Here is a 21,106-nt window from a genome sequence, read left to right on the forward strand (position 1 = left end):
AACTAAGTGAGGCAATGTAATGACCGTAATACGGAAAGAAGATGTCATCGCCAGTGTGGCGGATGCACTGCAATATATCTCTTACTACCACCCGCTCGACTTTGTGCAGGCTCTTGAAAAGGCTTACAACAAAGAGCAGAGTCAAGCCGCGAAAGATGCAATCGCACAAATTCTTATTAACTCTCGTATGTCCGCAGAAGGTCGACGACCTATCTGTCAGGATACGGGGATTGTTACCTGCTTCGTGAAGATTGGCATGAATGTTCAGTGGGAAAGTGATCTCACCGTCCAAGAGATGATCGACGAAGGTGTACGCCAAGCTTATACCAACCCAGATAACCCGCTACGTGCTTCTGTTGTCGCCGATCCTGCGGGCGCACGCAAAAACACCAAAGACAATGCGCCTGCTGTTGTGCATATCGACATGGTGCCGGGCGATAAGGTGGAAATTCAAGTAGCAGCAAAAGGGGGTGGTTCGGAAAACAAAACCAAGATGGTGATGTTGAACCCTTCTGACGATGTCGCTGCGTGGGTAGAAAAAACCTTGCCGACCATGGGGGCAGGCTGGTGTCCGCCAGGTATGATCGGTATTGGTATCGGTGGTACTGCTGAAAAAGCAGCGGTACTGGCGAAAGAGTCATTGATGGAACACATTGATATCCATGAGCTGATTGAACGTGGCCCGCAAAACGCAGAAGAAGAGTTACGTTTAGATATCTTCAATCGTGTTAACAAACTGGGTATTGGCGCACAAGGCCTAGGTGGCTTAACAACGGTTGTTGATGTGAAAATCAAAACGGCCCCAACGCACGCTGCATCTAAGCCTGTTTGCTTAATTCCAAACTGTGCAGCGACGCGTCACGTTCACTTTACGTTAGATGGCACAGGTCCGGCAGAGCTGACACCGCCTAAACTGGAAGAGTGGCCTGAAGTGACTTGGGAAGTGGGTGACAATGTTCGTCGCGTTAACGTCGATGACCTGAAAAAAGAAGACGTACAAGCGTGGAAGACCGGTGAAACGGTACTCCTGTCTGGCAAAATCCTGACAGGTCGTGATGCGGCACATAAACGCATTCAAGACATGCTATCGAAAGGTGAAGGTTTGCCTGACGGCGTCGATTTCAACGGTCGTTTTATCTACTATGTTGGCCCAGTTGATGCGGTGGGTGATGAAGTTGTCGGTCCTGCGGGCCCAACCACGTCAACGCGTATGGATAAGTTCACCGATATGATGCTGGAAGAGACTGGCTTAACAGGGATGATTGGTAAAGCAGAGCGTGGTCCTGCTGCGATTGAGTCCATTCAAAAGAACAAGGCGGTTTACCTAATGGCCGTCGGCGGTGCTGCTTACTTGGTGGCGAAAGCGATCAAGAAAGCCCGCGTTGTTGCCTTTGAAGACTTGGGAATGGAAGCCATTTACGAGTTTGAAGTCGAAGATATGCCGGTGACGGTAGCGGTTGACTCAACCGGTGAAAATGCCCATAAAACCGGTCCGGATACGTGGAAAGTGAAGATTGCTGAAATGGACGCGTAAGCGTTATCAGTGATTGAAGACAAAGCCGCCTTTCACCAAGGCGGCTTTTTTAATTGGGTGAGTTACTCACCACTGACTTCGTCTGCTTGTTGAAGTTCGGCGATGCGGGTTTCATCCACTACTGTTGCCATCTCGAGATAGTTTTGTTGCCCAACAGTGTCACCGTCGAGCCAAACATTTTGCAGGTTATTGGCAACAGTTGGTTGAAACTTACCATCCATCAGTTGTGGTTCCATTCTGACAAAATTAGGCAACCAGTTATCGTTCGCTTTCTTAAATAAAATAACGTAGTCAATTCTGGCTAATGAACGCTGAAATGACATGAGATAGTTATTGGACTGGCCTGGCTCCCAGTCATCGCCAATACGTTGAATTTGCTGTAGCTCACTTGATATTCCATCTTTCGAGATGCATTTAAAATAGATTAAATCATTGGTACCGGCATGATTAGCTGAGGCAGTGCCAATACCGATAGTGAAATCTTTTGCTCGAGGATCTCTGTCATCCATAACATTACCGGGATCTTTAATACAAGCAATCAGCGGTAGCACTTTTGTTTGCCCTTTTTCGAGGAAAAATCGCGACTCTGCTGTGGTATAGGTTCTGCCACTCGAACGTTCCATCACGTAGATGCGTAGTCCTCCCCAAGCATCATTGCCATCTACTTTCACTTTGATACTGGTTGGCACTGTTGCATCTTCGACATTGAAAGTGAGGTTAAAGTTATCGAAATTGCCTCGCTGAAATACATTACTGTGTACGGTGTCTTTTATTGGGTTTAATAGCACATAGTTGCTGAAGTTTGCGTCTTCGTTATAGCCAATACATACGGACACATCTGCATCACTGCCTGAGTCTTTTTCGCCAGAGGTAATGGTAATGATTTCCCATCCAGATTCACTCATTGTACTTTCTCCATGTTTATTATCAGAACGCTTTTGTTGTGTTGTTTATAGGGAGGCTAGTTGGTTTTACAGAATATTTAGGAGTAATTACGCGCAATGTTACTTCGTTGTGAATCAAAGCAAGGTGTTAATTTTGAAGCTTACATAGATTAAACATTGGTGAGTCAGGATGTATTTTTACGCTGAATGTGAGCGTGAAAGAAATAAGTGGCAGTAAGGTTTCTGTGATTTTTTAAGTCGGTGTTGCTGGGGGTATTTTTAAACAGCACAACAGAACAATATGCGCTGATACTAAGAAAGGTTTGATATGATGGTCATATGATACGATCAAGCATCACGAGCTTGCGTGCGTTTCGTATTTGATAGGACGTCGTTATGACCAAAGAAAACAAAATCCGAGCTGCTGTTCTATGGACGGGTGGTAAAGACTCAGCTTTAGCGCTGCATGAAGCAAGACAGCAAGGCTATGAGATCTGCTGCTTGGTCACTTTTGCACCCAAAGACCCACAGTTTCTCGCTCATTCTCTTCCCATGATGGATATGCAGGCGGAAGCACTGGGTTTACCTCATCATATCCTCACGATAGAAGCCCCGTTTGACCAAAGTTATGAGTGCCATCTTAAGGGGCTTAAAGATAACTTGGGTATCGAATGCGTTGTGACAGGAGATATTGCTCCAGTACACGGCGCGCCTAATTGGATTCGCGAGCGTTGTCGCCCGGTTGATATGGCGGTACATACGCCACTTTGGGGGCGAGATCGTCAGACATTGCTGAATGATTTTATTCATTGCGGGTTACGTATAGTGATCACATGCGTACATACCGGTTGGCTTGATGCCTCTTGGGTCGGACGAACCATTGATGATGCAGCCATTGATGACTTGTGTACGGTAAGCGAAAAGAACGGGCTGGATTTATGTGGTGAGCAGGGAGAGTACCACACCATGGTGGTGGATGGGCCCGATTTTGGTGGTGCAATCACTGTCGAAGGGTACGCTATCGGCTATCAGGGGGATTTGGCCTACATGGATATTGAGGCATTGGGCTTTTCGATGGTTTGTCGTCAAAGTGAAGGCGATGCCTGCAAATAACCGGACATCGCCTGCAAAGACGTAGGGAATAGCCTATTGATGATAGCTATCATAGATGGCTTTGTACCGACCACTCTCTTTTAAATGGCGTAGACCGCGATTGAAGTCATCTCTCAGCTTGATGTCGGCAAAGTTGACATAAAACTGCGTTGTTTTCGGAAATATCTCATGGAAGACATAGCCTTGATTTAATACGGCATCGCGAGTTCGGTCGCTCAGTTCAGGGTTGTCAATAAACTGCTTTCTAAACCAGTAGAAGATCGAGATATCGATCAGTAAGACATCGGCTCGGTTAAGCAAAAAGAAATCGACTTGCGCTTGTTGGTCGACGAACTCGGTGTATGCCTTGTGTTCAACATCGGATTTAGGCGAGTAGATTTCTTCAAATAGGCGACCTAGATGCTGGTGTGCATTTTTCCATGTTGCGACCGAGTATTGCTTCAATTCGGGAATAGCACTAATTGCTGTGTTTTGGCTTTCTTTGGTAATCGCGTAGTTCTCAAATCCGACATAAGGTTCAGAAAAATAGTAGTTATCGCTACTTATTTGCACACCCGCAACGATATCGGCGTAACCATTGGCAATGCCTACCGTTAATCGGTTGTAGGGCATGGTGGTGATGGTTTCAATACTGTATCCGCTGTACGCCAACGCTTCGCTGACGATATCAATTTCTATTCCTTTCGTTTCGCCGTTTTCTTCATAGACAAAGGGTGGTTTGTCAGCACCAAATGCCACTTTGAGTTGTTGGGCATGGGTGTGAGAGACGAAAACAGTAAGCAAGGTGATGATGCAGAGAGCGTGGATTGGCATAGTGACAAATTCCAACAATTGAAGTTAAACGAAAATGCTGATTGCGCATATCGAGACAGTAAAAATATAGTCTAAATGGCGTGGGTTGTGTTTGAGTGTTAACAGGAGAAAGTGAGCAGTTGGGTGGTTTGAATTGTGATCAATTCAGACAAATCTACGTAAGAAACTGTTTGTCTTAAAAATATAATAAGTCAGCTAACACGACTAAGGGGTTCGCGATGAAAAAAGACAGTGCTGTGCCGCAGTCAAGACTACAACGGATAGGAAAGTTAGGGCGACTTGCGGGTAGAATTGCGGGTAATGTGTTGGCTGATGGCGCGAAAGAGCTAAGCCGTGGCCGTAAACCTCAGTTGAGTGATCTTCTGTTGACGCCCAAGAATGCCAGTCAGGTCGCTCAGAAATTGTCGCAAATGCGTGGTGCGGCGATGAAAGTCGGTCAGCTTCTGTCTATGGATGGGGGCGATTTACTGCCCGCCGAGCTTTCTCAATGTATGGCCATCCTACGTGAAGGCGCTAACCCGATGGCACATGGCCAACTGGTCGGTGTTATGGAGCGCGAGTGGGGAGCGCACTGGCTGGAGACACTGTCTGGATTTGATTTGCGGCCATTTGCCGCGGCGTCTATTGGACAAGTACACAAAGGGTATCGTGAAGATGGCCAAGCACTGGCGGTAAAGGTGCAATATCCGGGCGTGCGCGAGAGCATTGATAGCGATGTGGATAATGTCATTGCATTGCTCAGAGCAACAGGCTTACTGCCCAAAGGGGTTGATCTTCAGCCGTTAATTGAGGAAGCAAAACAGCAGCTACACGCTGAAACGGATTACCTCAGAGAAGCCGACATGCTTCATCAGTATCAGCAATGCGTCACAGGGTTGGCTGGCTTTTTACTGCCAGAGGTAGAACAAGCGCTGACCACAGAAAATGTACTCGCCATGACATATGTCGAAGGTGATCCTATTGAGTCATTGGAAATGGCTGACCAAGCGATTCGAAACAGCGTGGTGACGCGCCTCTACCAGCTCCTGTTTAAAGAACTGTTTGAGTTCCACTTCATGCAAACGGACCCCAATTTTGCCAATTATCGCTATGCAACAGCGTCGGATAAGATTGTGTTGTTGGATTTTGGCGCTTCACGGGCGTTTTCCTATCAAGTGGTTGATGGCTATCGCCGTTTACTGATTGCTGGACAATCGGGAAATCGAGCAGGAATGCTTGCGGCTTTGAGGCAGATTGGTTTTCTCTCCGCGCCTGTATCAGCGCGTCAACAGGCGCTGATTTTGGATGTGTTTGAGATTGCCTGTGAACCGCTGCGCATCGACGGCGATTTTAATTTTGCTGATCACGACTTAGTGCAAAGAATGAAAGCGCTTGGTGAGCATATAAGCCATGATGAGTGGCATTCGCCGCCTGTCGATGCGATGTTTATTCACCGAAAAATCGGCGGTATGTACTTGCTGGCTGCGCGGCTAAAGGCACAGGTGAACCTTAAAGCGATTGCTGATGTTCACCTGATAGGACCAAAACGCAAAGCGAGCTGAATTGGAGTTGCTCTACAATGCTATCCATTCGTGGGTTAGTAAAAGTGTGTCATCGCTAAACAGAGAGACGTGATAGCGTGCCCCTGATACCACTTGGCCCACGCCTTTGGGCGTGCCTGTCATCACAATATCGTTATCTTGTAAGTCGATGAAATGGCTCAGCTCACGAAAAATCTCTTCGGGCTTATTGATCATTAAACCGTAGTCGCCCTGTTGCTGAAGGTCGTCATCAATTCTCAGTTCAAACCGCAGGCTTGTGAGCTGAATGTTCTGTAGTGAAACAAATGGGCTCAAAACGGCAGCACCGGAAAATGCTTTAGCACGCTCCCAAGGTAATCCTCTTTCTTTGAGTCGTTGTTGTGTCGCGCGTTTTGTCAGGTCGAGGCCGATCCCGACAGCGATGGGCGCGCTCGCTTCGATAAGAAAGCAGATTTCTGCTTCATAATGCAGTGGTTCGCCACCTTGTTGGCTGTTCAAAACAGCAGATAGAGAAGAGGCAGGTTTGAAAAAGAACACCATTTCTTCAGGGACGGCGTTATTGAGCTCTTCGATGTGCGCCATGTAGTTGCGACCGATGCACAATAGTGAGTTAGGCTGCCGCTCTTGATTGGCAAATGTGATACTTGGCACAGGATCTCCTTGTCTAGCCGGATACTTAATCTCCTTGAGGCGGTTTGAGTATTGGCACACCAAGGCTGTTGAATAATAGCCAAAAATCCGTATGTTGATAAAGTGTTTATCAGATAGAGGTATCGATATGGAAATCAAACAAGATGATCTCACTGGCGGAGAAGTGATTGCGCTGTTAGAGGAGCATTTAGCGGACATGTATGCCACTTCGCCACCAGAGAGCGTACATGCACTTGATGTAAATGCCTTGAAAGCCCCGGATATCACCTTTTTTAGCGGATGGCGAGATGGGCAACTGCTAGGGTGTGTCGCGATAAAAATGCTCAGTGAGCATGATGCGGAATTGAAATCAATGCGAACCATCCATCTCGCTCGTCAGGCAGGGGTTGCTTCTGGGCTATTGCAGCATGTTCTCGATTTTGCGAAGTCCCAAGGTATCCTTACGGTGAGTTTAGAAACGGGGTCGGAGGATTACTTTCTACCGGCTCGACATCTCTACGAAAAGTTCGGCTTTGAATACTGTGGCCCGTTTGGCAATTATCAACCTGATCCTTACAGTAAGTTTATGACAAAGCAGCTTTAAGCCTGTACTCAAGCATCTTGCGTGGGCTTGAGTATACAGGGCTGGAACTATGTTTTGTCAAAGTAGCCATCCGTATTTTCCGCAAACAGACATGCTAACGGGTAGGGCAGAGCCAGCTCGGGCAGTGACGTTTTCGAAAACCATTCTAAGCTTTCTGTTTCTCTATCTCGCGGCGCCGTATTTTCATCCTCTACGCGACACTTAAATAGAACAATGGTGTAGTCAACTTGGTCGCCGTTTGGATAAGTGAAACTATAGTCTTCGCCCCCAAATACCCCGAGAATGCGCTCAACGTGTGCGGTTAATCCCGTTTCTTCGTATACTTCTCTCACTATAGCTTGTGCTGGCGATTCCTTTGGCTCGATCATCCCCGCCGGTAGGCTCCATGAGCCATCGGTTTTCCGTTGTAACAATAGCTCATTGCGCTCGTTCAAAATAACCGCTGCAACAGCTGGGATCATAAGTGGTAAGATCCCCACTTTTTCTCTTAAATGCTTTAAGTACTTACTTGCACTCATTTGATACCTTGTTTTTTAATTGTGATGTTTAAATATTTACTTGGTAGCAAGATCGTCAGGTGACAGGGCGTAAAAAGCGGCAGGTGGTTGGCGGCAGCCCGAGATGTGCTGCTCAGCCCACTGACTCATGGCTTGCACGACAGGGAGGAGTTGTTTGCCTGCATCGCAAAGAAAGTACTCGTATCGTACGGGTTTATCTTGATAAGCCCGTTTTTCAATTAAGCCATTCTCTAGCATCTCCTTAAGCCTGCTGGCTAAGATATTCGTCGTAATGCCCTCATCAGAACTTAAGAAATCACCATAGCGCTGCTTACCTAAGTACATGTCTCTGAGAAGAATAAGTGTCCATTTATCGCCAATTTGATCAAGGCAATTGGCAAGAGGGCAGATTGAACGCTTGTGCATTGGAGCTCCAAATTCGTGACTTGCATTTTGAAAGTTTGCCATATAGGGTAGTGAATTGCAAAATACAAGTGACTTAGGGAAAGAGATTAATGATCAGTGATTATCGTTGGAGTGAAGAGACAAATGGGTTACTTATGGGTATGGATAAGTGGCGGTTTTATAGTTTGTTAGTACGTGGGCAATGTCATGAGATGATTCAGAAGCTGTTGACGGCGTGCGGCGGTTACCAAAAAGCGATAGCGCGCATAAACCTTGATAGCATTCCTGAACCTGACAGCCAAATTGCGAGAGAGGCGCAATTGTTGGCAAGTGTCAGTTGTAAGCCCGAGCTCTATCTGCATTGCTTACGCACCTATTATTTTGCTGCCATGTATGCACAGTTTACAGGAGAAAAACCCGACCTAGAGTTGCTCTATGTGGCGTCACTGATGCACGACATCGGGCTAACGGATGACTTTCAATCGCAGGCAGCGTCAAACAGTTTTGCGGTTGTTGGCGCGAGGGAAGCATACGCGTTAGCTGAGAAGTATGAGTACGGTACCTCATGGCGAATTGCCTTATATGAAGCGATTTCCAAGCACTTAAATCCGTTTCTCTCTGCAAAGCAGAACAGCATTGAAGCGCGCAGTTTGCAGAAAGGCGCGACACTGGATGTGATAGGTGGCTATCAATTTCTCTTTCCCAAAGCAGAGTTAGCCAAAGTGCATCAGCGTTACTCTCGTGACGGATTTAAAGCGCATATATTGGATACGATGACAGACATACCACACCATAAGTGCTCTCATGCTGGAGTACTCTGTTCGTGTGGTTTTGAAGGGCTGGTGGATAAAAACCCATTGGAAAAGTAGGCTGGGTTTAGTGGCCAAGTTAAATCGAAGCTTTGCTATACACTTAAAACCATCGTATTGAGCAGGAAATGATGGTCTTCGAAGGCTGTAAAGCGAATGTGATATATACTCAAGCAACTCAATGTTGCTTGAGTATATAAGGCAAGTCAGCTATGCTCTAGGAGCCCGCGTGAGATTATTTGTTTCCGGGATAATTCATCCTGTATTGAGGATGTCTTCCTCGTTGAGTGGGTATTACTTGATAAAAAACAGTATGCTTAACATTGTTACTATCGGAAAAGTATGTCGCATTAAACTCAACCAATATGTCATCAAAGAAGGTTAATTGCTCAAGAGAATCATTATCTTTATTAATAATATATTGGTCATTTTCGATGCTTCGATTTAAATGCTCAGGAACTAGAAATGCCGTGTATTGCAATTCTGGGTCAATGTTAGTGTCTCCACTCCAGACTACAAAAGCTAGCTCGTGATCTTCGATACCCATAAACTGTCCTTTTACTAATTCTATAAAAATGTCATTCCCGCAGTGATCTTTTACATTAGTGTTAGCTTTGCATGATGCTTGATCGATTTTGTAGAGTCCGATATGCATTTCTATACTTGAAGTGTCAGCCATTGTATAGCTGACGAAAGTCAAAAAAAGAGTAATGGGCAGTATCAGGTATTTTAAACAGTGTGCTTTATTTGGGCGCATATTTTTATCTCAATATTTTCCATGTTTACCAAGGATAACTGATGACTACTCTGGTTTTTTCGTCAACCCAGTTATGAATAACCTCGGCATCTACTTTCGCTACATGAATGCAGCCAGCTTTCGGGCCGCCATTACTCGTATATGTTGATCTTCCTCGCCATTCGTTTATGTATATTTCTTTTTTCACCAGGTTAGAATAGAATAACGCATTATGAGAGCTTTACCATTAGTTCCAAAAGTTATCTTTATATGCCTTGTCACAAGAGCATACTTTGATGGACTTATAACCCGAAAAAGACTCCCGCTATGGGGGTAAGCGCGATATGGCAGTCGATGTAAGGAAATGGTAATGAAAAGACCACCGATTTGGAAACACCGTAAGAAATATGTCAACTATTTTTATGAAAGCTTGTCGTATGACACTGATCATTTAAATGTTGACCCTCAATCTGTTATTGAACGAATTAAAAAATATCACGAAGAACCGGCATATTGCTTAGGTGTGCTTACGAATCATGTTAATTTCTTTTATCGGTATGCCCTGTTTCGCTATACCGACGCCTATTTAACGGGTGATGGACCGCAAATGAATCTTTATCAAGAGCTTGCTGAGGAGCTGCTTGAGCGTGTGCTTTGGGGAAAGCAGTTCTCTTCTGATGACGAAGAGCTTTATGTAACTAAACTTCAGGTCGGAGTGTCGATGACCTTGGGAGGGAGTTTTGCGGCAGAGTCAAGACGCGAGTCAATTATTAACGTATGTATTGAGCAAATCTCCAACATTCTCGATGACGAAGTTGAAATGACAATTTTCCCTTACATTCGCTTATGTGGCCACGAGTTTATTGCTATGTGTCACAGCGTGATGAATGGTAGTGATCTGGGTGATATTCAGTTGTTTTCAGAAAGTGGATTAAGAGCGTATTTGGCGGAAAGGTATATATTATCAAGTCGCGAATCGGTAGGTGCTGACTATCCGGAGGCACTTGTCCCTGCAGAAGTGATCGCTTATTACTATTTGAAGGGGCATGATATCCCAAGGTCGCTAATTGAAGCAGATGCTGATTTCGCTTTACTTCAAGGCGCACTTGACGCTAAACGATCAGGCGAAAGGGCATATATTACTTGCTCGAAACTACGGGACGGGATTGCATTGTTGTGTCAGGCAGATGACATGGTCTTTAATTTGTATGAGAGCTTAGAAGTTCCGCCATTACGAGACGTGTTGGCTCCTTTCTTTGAAAGTGAACTATGAAGTGCGTACTTAAAATGAATTTTGTAGGGCGCTTCTACTTATTCGAGAGTCCTTCTGCACAAGCCGTGCTCTCAGCAAGTTAGCTTAGAAGACACGGCTCACTAACACTGTGTGTCGCGCGGTTGGAGTTTAAGCTAGACACGTCGTACCTCTGAGCCGTGCTTCTTGGTTTTCTATTCGTCTTCGCCAAAGACTCTCAAACTAGTCTTGTCGAGATCTTGAACATAGGCGAAAAAACGTGGCCTGCGATGCCTTGGTTATTGCGTCTCGTTGATTTCTCGCAGATCCTTGATTGGCTTGGCAGGCATACCGCCAACGAGTGTGTCAGGTGGAACATCACGCGTGACCACAGATCCTGCGGCGACGACAGAACGTGCGCCAACCGTGACACCTTGGCAAATCACCACATTACCGCCTATCCACACATCGTCTTCGATCACTATGGGTAAACAGGTGATCTCCCATTTCTTGCGTTGTCGATAATCGAGGGGATGAGTCGGGGTGTAAAATTGCGAACTTGGCCCGACGAGGACGTTATTCCCTAGCGTAATTGGCGCATTATCTAACATGGTGACCCCCATATTGATAAAGCTTCCCGTGCCCAATGTAATCGTTTTTCCATATTCACATTGGAAAGGGGGACAGATAATACTGCCTTCGCCAACCGACCCGAGTAACTGTGCGACAAAGGGTTTGGCGGCCTCAAACTGGCGCGTATTGATCTTCTGTAATAGATCGAATGCTTGGTTTCGGAGTTGATCAAACTCAGGGCTGTAGGCGTCATAGTCGAGCCCTTGGCACATCTTTTCAAATTCAGTCACGCTACACCTTATCTTCGGACATTTGAGCAAATCTTAGCTGACTCATGCGTTTCACTATGTGAATGAGCTCACCAAATTGTGCGCGTGAGTGAATAGTATTGAAGAGTACACAGATACGATTGAATTGAGTTAACGCGATCCATCTACGAGCCGCGCTGTTTTTTCGAGGACAATGCCGAGCCGTTTTGCCAATCGCACTAAATTTGCTCTATCTGTTTTCAGTAAACGTGCCGCTTTCGCCCAGTTAAAGTCTGCTTGGTTTAGACTTTGCTCAATAGCCTGTTTTTGAAACTGTTCTGTTGCGGCACGCAACCCGAGAGAGACGTCTATGTGTTGATTAGGTTGTGTCTGCTGAGACTGACGTACGTTACTTCTGGGAACAGGCAGGTTATCGAGTGGACCAATATCACTGATCGTTAACGACACGACGCTGCTCTCCGTCAGTCTCGCGCGCGCTTTCAGCGCTGCTCTATTGATAACATGTTCAAGCTCTCGGACATTGCCCGGCCATGGATAGTCGCACAGATAGATAAGGGCATCTCGATTGAGTTTTATTTGGGTGATGCCGAGTCTGCGACGTGCCTGCTCTAGAAAGAAACCCGCGAGCAATGGAATATCACCGTCTCGATCGCGAAGAGCAGGCACAGTAATGGGGTAGACACTGAGCCTGTGATATAAGTCAGCGCGAAAACGTCCTTCATCAACTTCTTGTTTTAAATCGCGATTGGTGGCGGCAAGCACTCTTACGGACACGGTGTCGATGGTGTCTTGTCCTACGGGTTGAATTTCATTGTTTTGCAACGCACGCAGTATTTTGCTTTGCGCAGCGAGTGGTAGTTCGCCTATTTCGTCGAGAAAAAGCGTCCCGCCATCGGCTAAGGCAAACTTACCTAGTCGATGTTTATCAGCGCCAGTAAATGCCCCTTTCACGTGGCCAAAGAGTTCGCTCTCAACCAAACTCTCGGGTATGGCGGCACAGTTTACGTACACGAGCGCTTGGCGATGTATGGAGGAGTTATGGTGAAGGGTACGGGCGACCAGTTCTTTACCTACGCCAGTTTCACCTTGAATAAGGATATTGAAATTCGACGGCGCGACGACACTGATATCGGCCTTCAAGACCTGCATTGCCTCACTATTGCCTATGATTTCCCCGCCTTTTTGCTCCCATGCCTCTTCATTCAAGCTGTCCACCTGTCGCTGCGCCTGTGTCGCTTGCCTCTCTAGTTGAGAGAAATTCAACGCCATTTGCAGAGTTGAACTCGCGATAGCACTCAGGACGTCCAAGGTGCGGTGTGAAATGGCATCAAACATCTTTGGCTGGACACTATCCAATGCCAATACGCCGAGTAACTGTTCACCAAAACGGAGTGGTAATCCCATGCATGAATGCATAGGTAGGTCACCTTCGTGATCAAGGAGCAAACCGTCAAAGGGGTCGGGGAGCGGAGAATCTGCAGCAAATTTAACCGGTTGCGTTGTCGCGCAAATTTCAGCAAATCTGGGGTGTTCATTAACAACAAATCGCCGACCCAATGTGTCGTTGGTTAACCCTTGCATAGCCATCGGTATCAAAGTGTCTCCTTGCAGTGAAAGTAGCACTACACTGTCACATTGAATGGCTTTTCTGATGGCATCGAGTAAGCGATCAAAACGCGTTTTATTGTCATGGCCACTGGCTAGCCCCACAGTCATTTCGACCAATGTGGAAACCGTAATGTCGTTCATTTGTGAATTCCGAAATGTTGTTTTATGACATGATAGTGTCATTTTGACTTTTTTCAATCAGGTCAATTTGACATATTTATGCCGATTAACTAATTGAAAGTTAGGAGTATTAGTGAGTTAGTGGTTCTGGCACGTTTTGTGCTGATGTGAGTATAAACTCAAACCTCATACGCTATTTGATGCTGGTTTGAGAATAAAAAAAGGCGGTGCAATGACAGCGCTGAAAAAGTCAGTAATAAGGAGTCTCCCAGTATGTTAGAAGAACGCCATATCGACGTCGTAAAGAGCACGATTCCCCTATTGGAAAGTGCCGGTCCGGCGCTCACGCAGCATTTTTATCAACGCATGTTTGATCATAATCCTGAACTGAAAGACATCTTTAACATGTCTCATCAGCGCACCGGTCGGCAGGGTGTTGCACTGTTCGAAGCCGTCGCGGCATATGCGAAGAATATCGACAACCTAGGCGCATTAACCACCGCAGTGGAGCGTATCGCGCATAAACATACGAGCTTCAATATTCAAGCGGAGCATTATCAGATCGTTGGCCATCACCTCATTGAAACGTTGCGAGAGCTGGCGAGTGATGCCTTTACAAAAGATGTCGAAGAAGCGTGGACTGCCGCGTATCTGTTTTTGGCAAAAATATTTATTGATCGAGAAGGGGAGCTCTATCTGCAGCGAAGACAGGCCGTCGGGGGATGGCATGCCGCACGAGACTTTGTGGTGGCAGATAAGAAAGCTGAATCCGAGTTCGTGACGAGTTTTCACCTTCGCCCAACAGATAGCAACGCCGTTCTCGACTTTGAACCGGGTCAGTACATTGGGCTAGAAGTGAAGCCTAGTAACGAAGGTTACAACGAGATTCGTCAATACTCACTGTCTCACTGTCCGAACGGGTCACAATACCGAATTTCGGTAAAGCGTGAGCAAAATGAAGGTCACCATGGGGTGGTATCTAACTACCTTCATGATGAAGTAAATGTTGGGGATACCGTAAAACTTCACGCACCTGCAGGTGATTTCTTCTATGTTGAAAAATCGCGTCCTGTTGCTTTGCTCTCCGCTGGGGTTGGTGCTACGCCGATGCAAGCCATGTTGCACCATTTGGCCGAGCGTGAAAAGCAATCCGTGACCTATCTGTATGCCTGTAAAAATGCGGCTCAACACACCTTTGTCAGTGAGACGGCTGAGATAATCGCAGAGCAAGACTGGCAGCAGTTTAGTTGGTATGAAGAAGGCACTGGCGCTGACTTTAACGGCCAAATGCAGTTAGGAGAGGTGCAAGCTTACTTGCCGATTAGTGACGGCGATTTTTATCTGTGTGGACCGATGGGCTTCATGACTTCCGTCGTGGCGCAATTAGAAGCGCTCGGCGTGACGCGTGATCGTATTCACTATGAAGTGTTTGGGCCGCACGCCTCGCTATAGTCAGTCAAGATATCGATTGATTCGCGCCTCTTTAAGAGGCGCTTTTAACCTTTTCGAATCCACCCCAATGCGTCACTAAAGCTTCCTTCAATACAGTAATCTTCGCAGAACGTTGTCGAGAGGGAAGATAGAGTAAATTAAGGTTGTGTGCAGGCGGCGCAAAGTCGGCCAGTATTTCTTGTAATTCACCCTTGGCCAGTTTGTCTCGGACGAAAAAGGTCATGAGTTGGGCGATACCCATACCTAATGTCGCAGCATCCGCTAATGGATCGCCATGATCGAGGATCAAGTTTCCGGCGACAGGCTGGGGAAGCGGATGCCCCGAAAAGCAAAAGCGCCATGGAAAACAGGTCCCCGACGCGAGATTCCGTACTTGCAAACAGTTGTGGTCGATAAGGTCACTTGGCGTTGTCGGCACACCGTGTTTCGCTAAATATTTAGCTGATGCAACAGTGACCCAGCGCGATGCCTTAAGCGGGAAGGCAATCACGCGTTCATCGACAATATCACCGCTGCGAATCACTGCGTCGAACCCTTCCTCCAGCATATTGACTCGACGATCCGTCAAGACAAGATCTATCTCAAGCCGAGGGTATTGTGCCAAGAGTTCGTTGATGATCGGCATCAGTACTACTTTGCCAAAGGCAGACGGGGCACTTAGTTTCAGTTTTCCTTTCGGTTGAGTGTCGCGGAACTGTAGCGCGTTATGCGCATCTTCTAACTCGCTGATGAGTGGACTAACTTGGGCAAGAAAATGTGCACCATCGGAGGTGAGAGACAAACGCCGCGTGTTGCGATGTAACAGGGTAATACCAAGTTGATTTTCTAATCTTGCCACTGCACGAGATAGTCCGGATTGAGTCAGGTTTAGTTGAGCTGCTGCTTGAGTAAAACTCTTAAGTTCAGCGACTTTAGCAAACAAGCGAATGGCATTGAGATCGGGATGATTAATGTGATTAGTCATTACTGAAATGATTTTGGTCGATTTATTTACATTAAGTCATTAATGATACTGAGGCAAGTTGTTATTCAAAAGGAAAAAACATGCAAGATGCCAGTGTATTGTCTGCCGTTGAGGAGGCAGAGGGAAACGATGAACAACGTCCTTTGCCATTGAGTATTTATCTGCTTAGTGTTGGGATTTTCATCATGATCAGTTGTGAGCTTCAGGTATTGGGAATGATGCCTCAGCTGTCGACGGCAATGAACATATCAATCTCAAACGTTGGGTATCTCGTTTCAGTTTTTGCGGCCAGTATGGCAATTGGAGGTCCCATGTTAGCACTGCTGCTGGCTAAACTGCCGCCAAAGCGCGCTTTGATTTTGCTGTACTTGGTATTTATTTTCGGCGAGCTACTTGGCGCGGTAGCATCAAGTTATGGTCAACTCGTCATTGCTCGAGTGATTACTGGCGCGGTTTCCGGCGCTTTTTTTGGGACGGCTATTGGTTTGTGCGCTCGGTTAGTCGAGGTATCTCAACGGATTAAAGCGGTTGGTGTGGTGTTGGCGGGTATTATGGTTGGCACCATTATTGGTCTGCCTTTAGCGAAACTCATCGCAGAATGGGGAGATTGGCGCTTAAGCTTCTATGTTGTTACCGGGATGGCCGTGTTAAGTGCGCTGTTCACTGCACGAAGGATCCCGGTGTTGGAACCTGAGCCGCCTTTGTCACTCAGTGCTGAAATTCGTGCGGTTTTTGATAAACGTCTTTGGTGGGTGTTTGGTACCAGCTTTTTCGTGATAGGTGCGGTATATGCCCCCTTTAGCTACATTGTCCCTATTTTAACAGACCTTTCTGGCCTGAGTGCTGAAGCGACGACTGGATTACTTTTTGCCTATGGTCTCGTCATGTTAATTGGCAATTACTGGGTGGCAAAATTTGCAGCTCAGTTTGCAAAAGCATTGATCGCTGGAGGGGTGGCTGTTCTTGTTTGCCTGTTAATAGTGTTTGCGCTTTTTGCCAGTCACACGTTGACAGCAGTAGCCTGTACTTTACTACTTGGCTTATGCGGAGTCAGTCTGAATCCTGCTCTTGTAAGCCGCTTGATGATGTTGCCTCAGGGCGAGCGAGCCTTTGTGAATACACTGCATTCTTCGGTGATTACGCTCGGTATTATGTTGGGTAGCGTTGCTGCTGGATTTGCTTTGGAACTGGGCTACACGCTTGTCGCACCTTTGTGGGTTGGTGCGCTGATCGCTATTGGCGCGTTGTTCTGTCTGCAACTTTGCCCGCCACTCGCGAATGAAACCAGTTAGTGTGCATTCCTCACGGTTGCTTACCACAATGATTGAAATGAAAACGCCGCGCTATTAAGCGCGGCGTTTTTTTTGGCTATCTTTAGGATGTTAAACAATAAAACGGCTCAGTACATCATGCTGACGCTTCACGGTGGATTTTTGCTCAGTCATCATATTCGCGGTTTGTTCAATGACAACAGAGACTTCATCAGACAGATCTTTGGTTTTCTGAGCGTTACGGTTGATATCTTCACTGACGAGGCTCTGCTCTTCTGCCGCGGAAGCGATTTGATGAATCATGTCTGTCATTTTACCCATTGAGTCACGGATAGTTTTCAGCGCTTGGTCAGCACTTTCGGCAAGCGCCTGTGTTGATTCAACTTCATTTTGACTCTCATTCATGACAGCAATCGCTGATTGCGAGCCAGCCTGTAGTAAGGAAATGGTCTTACCAATTTCTTCTGTTGAATGCTGGGTCTTTTGAGCAAGTGAACGGACTTCATCGGCGACAACCGCAAACCCACGACCGGATTCACCGGCTCGTGCCGCCTCGATCGCCGCATTGAGCGCTAGAAGATTGGTTTGGTCTGCGATGTCATTGATCACTTCGAGCACACTCGCAATGGTCTTAGACGCGCTATCTAGCTCAGAAACAACACGAGAAGCTTCATCGACTTTCGCAGCAAGTGCGCCCACTGACGTCGCAGACTGTTGTACGAGATTTGCGCTGTCATTGATACCGTTAAAGGCACTTTCAATCTCCACTGAGGCGTTTTGAGAGTGGCTCGCGACTTCTGTTGCGCTCACTGACATTTGATTGATGGCCGCAGCTAACTGGTCGACTTCCATACGCTGACTTTCAATGGATTGTTTTGCACGATCCGTACCGGCTACCGCGTCAGACATATTGTCAGAAATGGCATTGCTGCACTGCTTCGTTTGCTGGATCAGTGCCTGCAATTGTTCCATAAACAGGTTGATGCTGTGGGCGATTTGACCGAGCTCGTCGTTACTGGTGACGTCGAGCTTCTTCGTTAAGTCGCCATCACCTTCTGTTAAACCGTGAATCGTGGTTTTCAAGGCGTTAATCGGTTTAAACAGCAAGTTCAGACTGAAGACAATGATCCCTGCCGAAACGAGAAGAAGAACAACTGAGACAACCATGAGGTTAGTAAACAAATTCGTTAGGCTGGCATAGACTTCATCTTCGTCGACGCTAACAAGGTAGTGCCAATGGACATCGTCACTGACCCGAATACTATCGAAGTAGCCGATGCGAGGGCCATTTTTGCTTTCATAGGAAAGAGACCCGTAGCTATTTGAGAGAATGGTATGACTGTGGCGAGCAAGTTCCGCTATATCATGAATACGTGTTTTTCCCGGGGTCGCAAGGCGTGATGATGAGGCGATCACGGTGCCTTCCGCGTCATAAAGGCTGGCGAGTGCTGACCCATCTAAGTTGTGGCTAACTAAGGCTTCTAAACGGTCTAAAGTCACGTCAGCAAGTAAGACACCATGTAGGCGCCCATTGCGATAGAAAGGTTCAGCAACACTGATCATCAGCTGATTTGTCAGGGCATCGACATAAATACCGGTGACAAAGGTGCCACGACGTGATTTGGCACCTCGGTACCAGTCTCGGGTGCGAGGGTCATAACTCGCAAGGTCTCGTTTCCCAGACGCTGCGCCATAAGATCGGCCGTCTTCAAAGCCGACGACGATATCGGTGACATGTGACGCGTGGGTGATTTGCTGTACGAGCAGTACTAAGGTGTCGTCATCAAAATCTTGGCTAAAGGTTGGCGCGGTTTTTACCAGGCTCTGCTTGACGTTTTCCATCCAAGTGCCAATTGCATCGGTCATCGCTTCAACTTTGACGCTGGCAGAATAATCAATCGAGTGCTTTTTATCTTCCGAAAAGTAGTTGTAAGAAAGGGTGACGGAGATGCCTAGCGATAGCATTAGCAGCAAGGTGGCAACAGAAAGTATTCGTTGTCTAAATCCAAATGTCATAAAGGGTAGCTCTTTGTTTATTCAGTCATTCTCGCAGCGCATAGTAGAGATCTATGAATAGTCCATAAAGTATGATATTGAGTGCTTATCAAGGATTTAGCTGAGTAAGTTAATTGATATCCAGCTGTTTTTAGTAAGAATTTTTACGTTATCAACATCTTTGGTTAACATGGATGAATATTTGTTTTTTAGTAACAAAATGTAATTGGGGTGAAGATTGGTCAGCAATGGGCAGGGTTGAGAAGCGAGCTCGCTTCAGATTTACACCGTAAGTTGTTTTTGTAGGCAGACGGAATGGTCGACGTGTTGGTATTTACCATAAGGCGGTGATGGTATGTATCCATAGCGGAGATAGAATTCAACGGCGCTGTGATTGATACGTCGAGTCGACAAAATAGCCGTTTGGTAACCTCTATTTACCGCCAGTGTTTCGAGTGCGGTAAGTAGGTAAGCCCCGCCTCCCTTGCGCTTTGAATACATGCGTTTTAGTTCACATATGCCTTTTTCATGGTAGCGAAATCCACCGCAGCCAATGGGGGTTGATTGGTCATAAATGACGATGTAACGATCGCGTGAGGGATTAAAGTCTTGAGCTGAAAATGAACGCTCACCAGAATCGCCCGTTATGTTTGATAGTACTTCATTTAGTTCTCCACTAAGCCTAATGAAGTCCGAGTGAGTTGGGGTGACAGGGCGATAGTTAAACATGCGATAGTTGTGCTCGAAGTCTTTTTCCAATGAGGTATAAACACAATGCCAAAAGAAAAGCGTAGGGGAAAGCGCCGAATAGATGCCCGACGGCCCAATGATGAGAATTAATATTGGAAATTTGGGAATGCGTGGCATCGTATTCGAATGTGGTTTGCCAATCATCGTTAATGATCTTGATAGAGATTCGCTGTTTTTCGTTTAATTGCTCGACTTGATAGTGTAACGATGTAGCAGTGTCGATGGGCATTTGGCCGTGTGCTTGATTGATGAGGAAGCTAACAGGCAGATTGATGTCTTGCTTTGAACGATACTTTTCAATTGTTGATTGATTATCAAGGAAAATTACCTCATCACCATCTTGGACGAGTGCATAATTGTATTTGGGCGTATTTAAATGGGATAGCAACTTACTAATTGGAACAGCACTGCAAGTGCAGCTAACGACAAAGAAGATCTGTGAACTGAGTACAATACTGAGAAGTTTACTGGTTTTCATTAAGTAGGGCCATGCGCTAAACGAGATGATAATTTTAAGCATCACTAAAATTAAATTGTGATCCGGTGTCTTAATTTTTGGGAAAGGTGCCATGGAGTTATCGCGTCAATGAGTGTTGTTGCACCCCTAGGGTTGAAATCGCGAACTCTCCCGCATCTTGAAGTTATGCGTTGGCACAGAAAGATAGGCTCGCTGTATGTTTATGTTCAAGTCACCTTTGCCTTGAACTCGACGCGCTAGCCCGCTTCTGAATTCTGCATCTTGAGATAACTTGAGTATATAGACTGGCTAGGTAGAGATAATAACAATTAGACATGGAGCGTTAAGTTTAATCAATGAAAGCACTCGTCCTTGCCGTTATTGGCTTGATCGTATTGATGGTGTTAACGGCACCGTCGCCACCTGACCCTACTCCTCCGACACTCACGCCTGAAGAAATCGCCTTGATAGATGTTGAAATGAAAGAAGGGGTGTGCAGTCAGCCTAAGTGTGTCGTGGTTTATGTCGCACCTTGGTGCCCACACTGTCATAACCGTCGACCAACCATCATTAGCTTAGTACATGCACTGCGCCAAGAAGGGATCCCGGTAGAAGTGGTGATTGGCAAAGACTCAATCACTGAGGTTAGAGAGTATGCGCGAAAATATCCTTTCCCTGTTTCTTATGACGCAGGCGGCGATCGCTATCGCAATATGCGTGTGCCGGGCGTTCCTTATTTTAGAGTGATTAATGCGTCAGGAAAATCGATCAAGTCTTTAAGTGGTGGTTTTAACTCTGTTGGTCAGTTGCGAGCAGCATTGAAAGTCTAACATCAAGATTGAGGAAAAGAAGAAAGCGCCAGTTGGCGCTT

21 protein-coding genes are annotated in these 21,106 nt (G+C 46.4%); 9 read left to right on the plus strand and 12 right to left on the minus strand.

Going from position 1 to position 21,106, the window contains the following annotated elements:
- The first annotated feature begins 19 nt into the window (after positions 1–19).
- On the plus strand, positions 20–1,534 hold the full coding sequence (locus TSUB_RS06470) for a fumarate hydratase (protein ID WP_087017415.1): 1,515 nt from the start codon (positions 20–22) through the stop codon (positions 1,532–1,534).
- Between the two features lie 62 nt (positions 1,535–1,596).
- On the opposite strand, the gene TSUB_RS06475 is transcribed toward TSUB_RS06470, so the two are convergent.
- The gene (locus tag TSUB_RS06475) at positions 1,597–2,439 is read right to left on the minus strand and encodes a PLAT/LH2 domain-containing protein (protein WP_087017413.1); all 843 of its coding nucleotides are present in this window, start codon (positions 2,437–2,439) and stop codon (positions 1,597–1,599) included.
- Positions 2,440–2,814: 375 nt separating this feature from the next.
- Between TSUB_RS06475 and TSUB_RS06480 the strand changes: the two genes are divergently transcribed.
- Positions 2,815–3,531, plus strand: a complete 717-nt coding sequence (locus TSUB_RS06480; RefSeq protein WP_087017411.1) for a Dph6-related ATP pyrophosphatase — start codon at positions 2,815–2,817, stop codon at positions 3,529–3,531.
- A 33-nt stretch (positions 3,532–3,564) separates the two neighbouring features.
- Here the strand turns inward: TSUB_RS06480 and TSUB_RS06485 are convergent, their stop codons facing one another.
- Positions 3,565–4,344: a substrate-binding periplasmic protein gene (locus tag TSUB_RS06485; protein WP_087017409.1), complete on the minus strand. Its 780-nt coding sequence runs from the start codon at positions 4,342–4,344 to the stop codon at positions 3,565–3,567.
- Positions 4,345–4,562: 218 nt separating this feature from the next.
- Here TSUB_RS06485 and TSUB_RS06490 point away from each other — a divergent pair, with 218 nt between their 5' ends.
- The gene (locus tag TSUB_RS06490) at positions 4,563–5,885 is read left to right on the plus strand and encodes an ABC1 kinase family protein (protein ID WP_087017408.1); all 1,323 of its coding nucleotides are present in this window, start codon (positions 4,563–4,565) and stop codon (positions 5,883–5,885) included.
- A 12-nt stretch (positions 5,886–5,897) separates the two neighbouring features.
- Here the strand turns inward: TSUB_RS06490 and TSUB_RS06495 are convergent, their stop codons facing one another.
- A complete protein-coding gene (locus TSUB_RS06495) occupies positions 5,898–6,515 on the minus strand; it encodes a fumarylacetoacetate hydrolase family protein (protein ID WP_246616412.1) in 618 nt (205 codons plus the stop codon).
- Between the two features lie 127 nt (positions 6,516–6,642).
- On the opposite strand from TSUB_RS06495, the gene TSUB_RS06500 reads away from it, so the two are divergent.
- Positions 6,643–7,098, plus strand: a complete 456-nt coding sequence (locus TSUB_RS06500) for a GNAT family N-acetyltransferase (protein WP_087017406.1) — start codon at positions 6,643–6,645, stop codon at positions 7,096–7,098.
- A 47-nt stretch (positions 7,099–7,145) separates the two neighbouring features.
- Here the strand turns inward: TSUB_RS06500 and TSUB_RS06505 are convergent, their stop codons facing one another.
- Positions 7,146–7,616 carry an NUDIX domain-containing protein gene (locus tag TSUB_RS06505; protein ID WP_087017404.1) on the minus strand — a complete coding sequence of 157 codons (471 nt, stop codon included), beginning with the start codon at positions 7,614–7,616 and terminating at the stop codon, positions 7,146–7,148.
- Between the two features lie 36 nt (positions 7,617–7,652).
- Positions 7,653–8,021 carry a winged helix-turn-helix transcriptional regulator gene (locus tag TSUB_RS06510; RefSeq protein ID WP_087017402.1) on the minus strand — a complete coding sequence of 123 codons (369 nt, stop codon included), beginning with the start codon at positions 8,019–8,021 and terminating at the stop codon, positions 7,653–7,655.
- A gap of 89 nt (positions 8,022–8,110) precedes the next feature.
- Here TSUB_RS06510 and TSUB_RS06515 point away from each other — a divergent pair, with 89 nt between their 5' ends.
- On the plus strand, positions 8,111–8,869 hold the full coding sequence (locus TSUB_RS06515) for an HD domain-containing protein (protein WP_087017399.1): 759 nt from the start codon (positions 8,111–8,113) through the stop codon (positions 8,867–8,869).
- Between the two features lie 175 nt (positions 8,870–9,044).
- Here the strand turns inward: TSUB_RS06515 and TSUB_RS06520 are convergent, their stop codons facing one another.
- On the minus strand, positions 9,045–9,566 hold the full coding sequence (locus TSUB_RS06520) for a hypothetical protein (protein ID WP_221274569.1): 522 nt from the start codon (positions 9,564–9,566) through the stop codon (positions 9,045–9,047).
- A gap of 349 nt (positions 9,567–9,915) precedes the next feature.
- On the opposite strand from TSUB_RS06520, the gene TSUB_RS06525 reads away from it, so the two are divergent.
- Positions 9,916–10,818 carry a hypothetical protein gene (locus TSUB_RS06525; protein ID WP_087017397.1) on the plus strand — a complete coding sequence of 301 codons (903 nt, stop codon included), beginning with the start codon at positions 9,916–9,918 and terminating at the stop codon, positions 10,816–10,818.
- A gap of 257 nt (positions 10,819–11,075) precedes the next feature.
- Here the strand turns inward: TSUB_RS06525 and TSUB_RS06530 are convergent, their stop codons facing one another.
- Both TSUB_RS06530 and norR read right to left on the minus strand, forming a co-directional pair.
- Positions 11,076–11,639 (minus strand): sugar O-acetyltransferase, encoded by a 564-nt coding sequence (locus TSUB_RS06530; RefSeq protein WP_087017395.1) that lies wholly within the window; start codon positions 11,637–11,639, stop codon positions 11,076–11,078.
- 129 nt (positions 11,640–11,768) lie between these two features.
- Positions 11,769–13,367 (minus strand): nitric oxide reductase transcriptional regulator NorR, encoded by a 1,599-nt coding sequence (norR, locus tag TSUB_RS06535; protein ID WP_087017394.1) that lies wholly within the window; start codon positions 13,365–13,367, stop codon positions 11,769–11,771.
- A 252-nt stretch (positions 13,368–13,619) separates the two neighbouring features.
- Here norR and hmpA point away from each other — a divergent pair, with 252 nt between their 5' ends.
- Entirely contained in the window at positions 13,620–14,798 is a 1,179-nt protein-coding gene (hmpA, locus tag TSUB_RS06540) for an NO-inducible flavohemoprotein (RefSeq protein WP_087017392.1), read from the plus strand.
- Between the two features lie 31 nt (positions 14,799–14,829).
- Here the strand turns inward: hmpA and TSUB_RS06545 are convergent, their stop codons facing one another.
- Entirely contained in the window at positions 14,830–15,762 is a 933-nt protein-coding gene (locus tag TSUB_RS06545; protein WP_087017390.1) for a LysR family transcriptional regulator, read from the minus strand.
- 80 nt (positions 15,763–15,842) lie between these two features.
- On the opposite strand from TSUB_RS06545, the gene TSUB_RS06550 reads away from it, so the two are divergent.
- Complete coding sequence (locus TSUB_RS06550) at positions 15,843–17,054, plus strand: MFS transporter (protein ID WP_087017387.1); 1,212 nt, start codon at positions 15,843–15,845, stop codon at positions 17,052–17,054.
- A 90-nt stretch (positions 17,055–17,144) separates the two neighbouring features.
- On the opposite strand, the gene TSUB_RS06555 is transcribed toward TSUB_RS06550, so the two are convergent.
- The 3 genes from TSUB_RS06555 to TSUB_RS06565 form a co-directional block, all read right to left on the minus strand.
- On the minus strand, positions 17,145–19,049 hold the full coding sequence (locus tag TSUB_RS06555) for a methyl-accepting chemotaxis protein (protein WP_087017385.1): 1,905 nt from the start codon (positions 19,047–19,049) through the stop codon (positions 17,145–17,147).
- A gap of 261 nt (positions 19,050–19,310) precedes the next feature.
- Positions 19,311–19,757: a GNAT family N-acetyltransferase gene (locus tag TSUB_RS06560; protein ID WP_087017383.1), complete on the minus strand. Its 447-nt coding sequence runs from the start codon at positions 19,755–19,757 to the stop codon at positions 19,311–19,313.
- Complete coding sequence (locus tag TSUB_RS06565) at positions 19,750–20,256, minus strand: hypothetical protein (RefSeq protein ID WP_159064803.1); 507 nt, start codon at positions 20,254–20,256, stop codon at positions 19,750–19,752. The genes TSUB_RS06560 and TSUB_RS06565 overlap by 8 nt, the downstream gene beginning before the upstream one ends.
- Before the next feature lie 335 nt (positions 20,257–20,591).
- Here TSUB_RS06565 and TSUB_RS06570 point away from each other — a divergent pair, with 335 nt between their 5' ends.
- Complete coding sequence (locus tag TSUB_RS06570) at positions 20,592–21,065, plus strand: peroxiredoxin family protein (RefSeq protein ID WP_087017378.1); 474 nt, start codon at positions 20,592–20,594, stop codon at positions 21,063–21,065.
- Positions 21,066–21,106: the final 41 nt, after the last annotated feature.

The sequence above is a fragment of the Thaumasiovibrio subtropicus genome (genome assembly GCF_019703835.1).
GTDB classification, from domain to species: Bacteria; Pseudomonadota; Gammaproteobacteria; order Enterobacterales; family Vibrionaceae; genus Thaumasiovibrio; species Thaumasiovibrio subtropicus.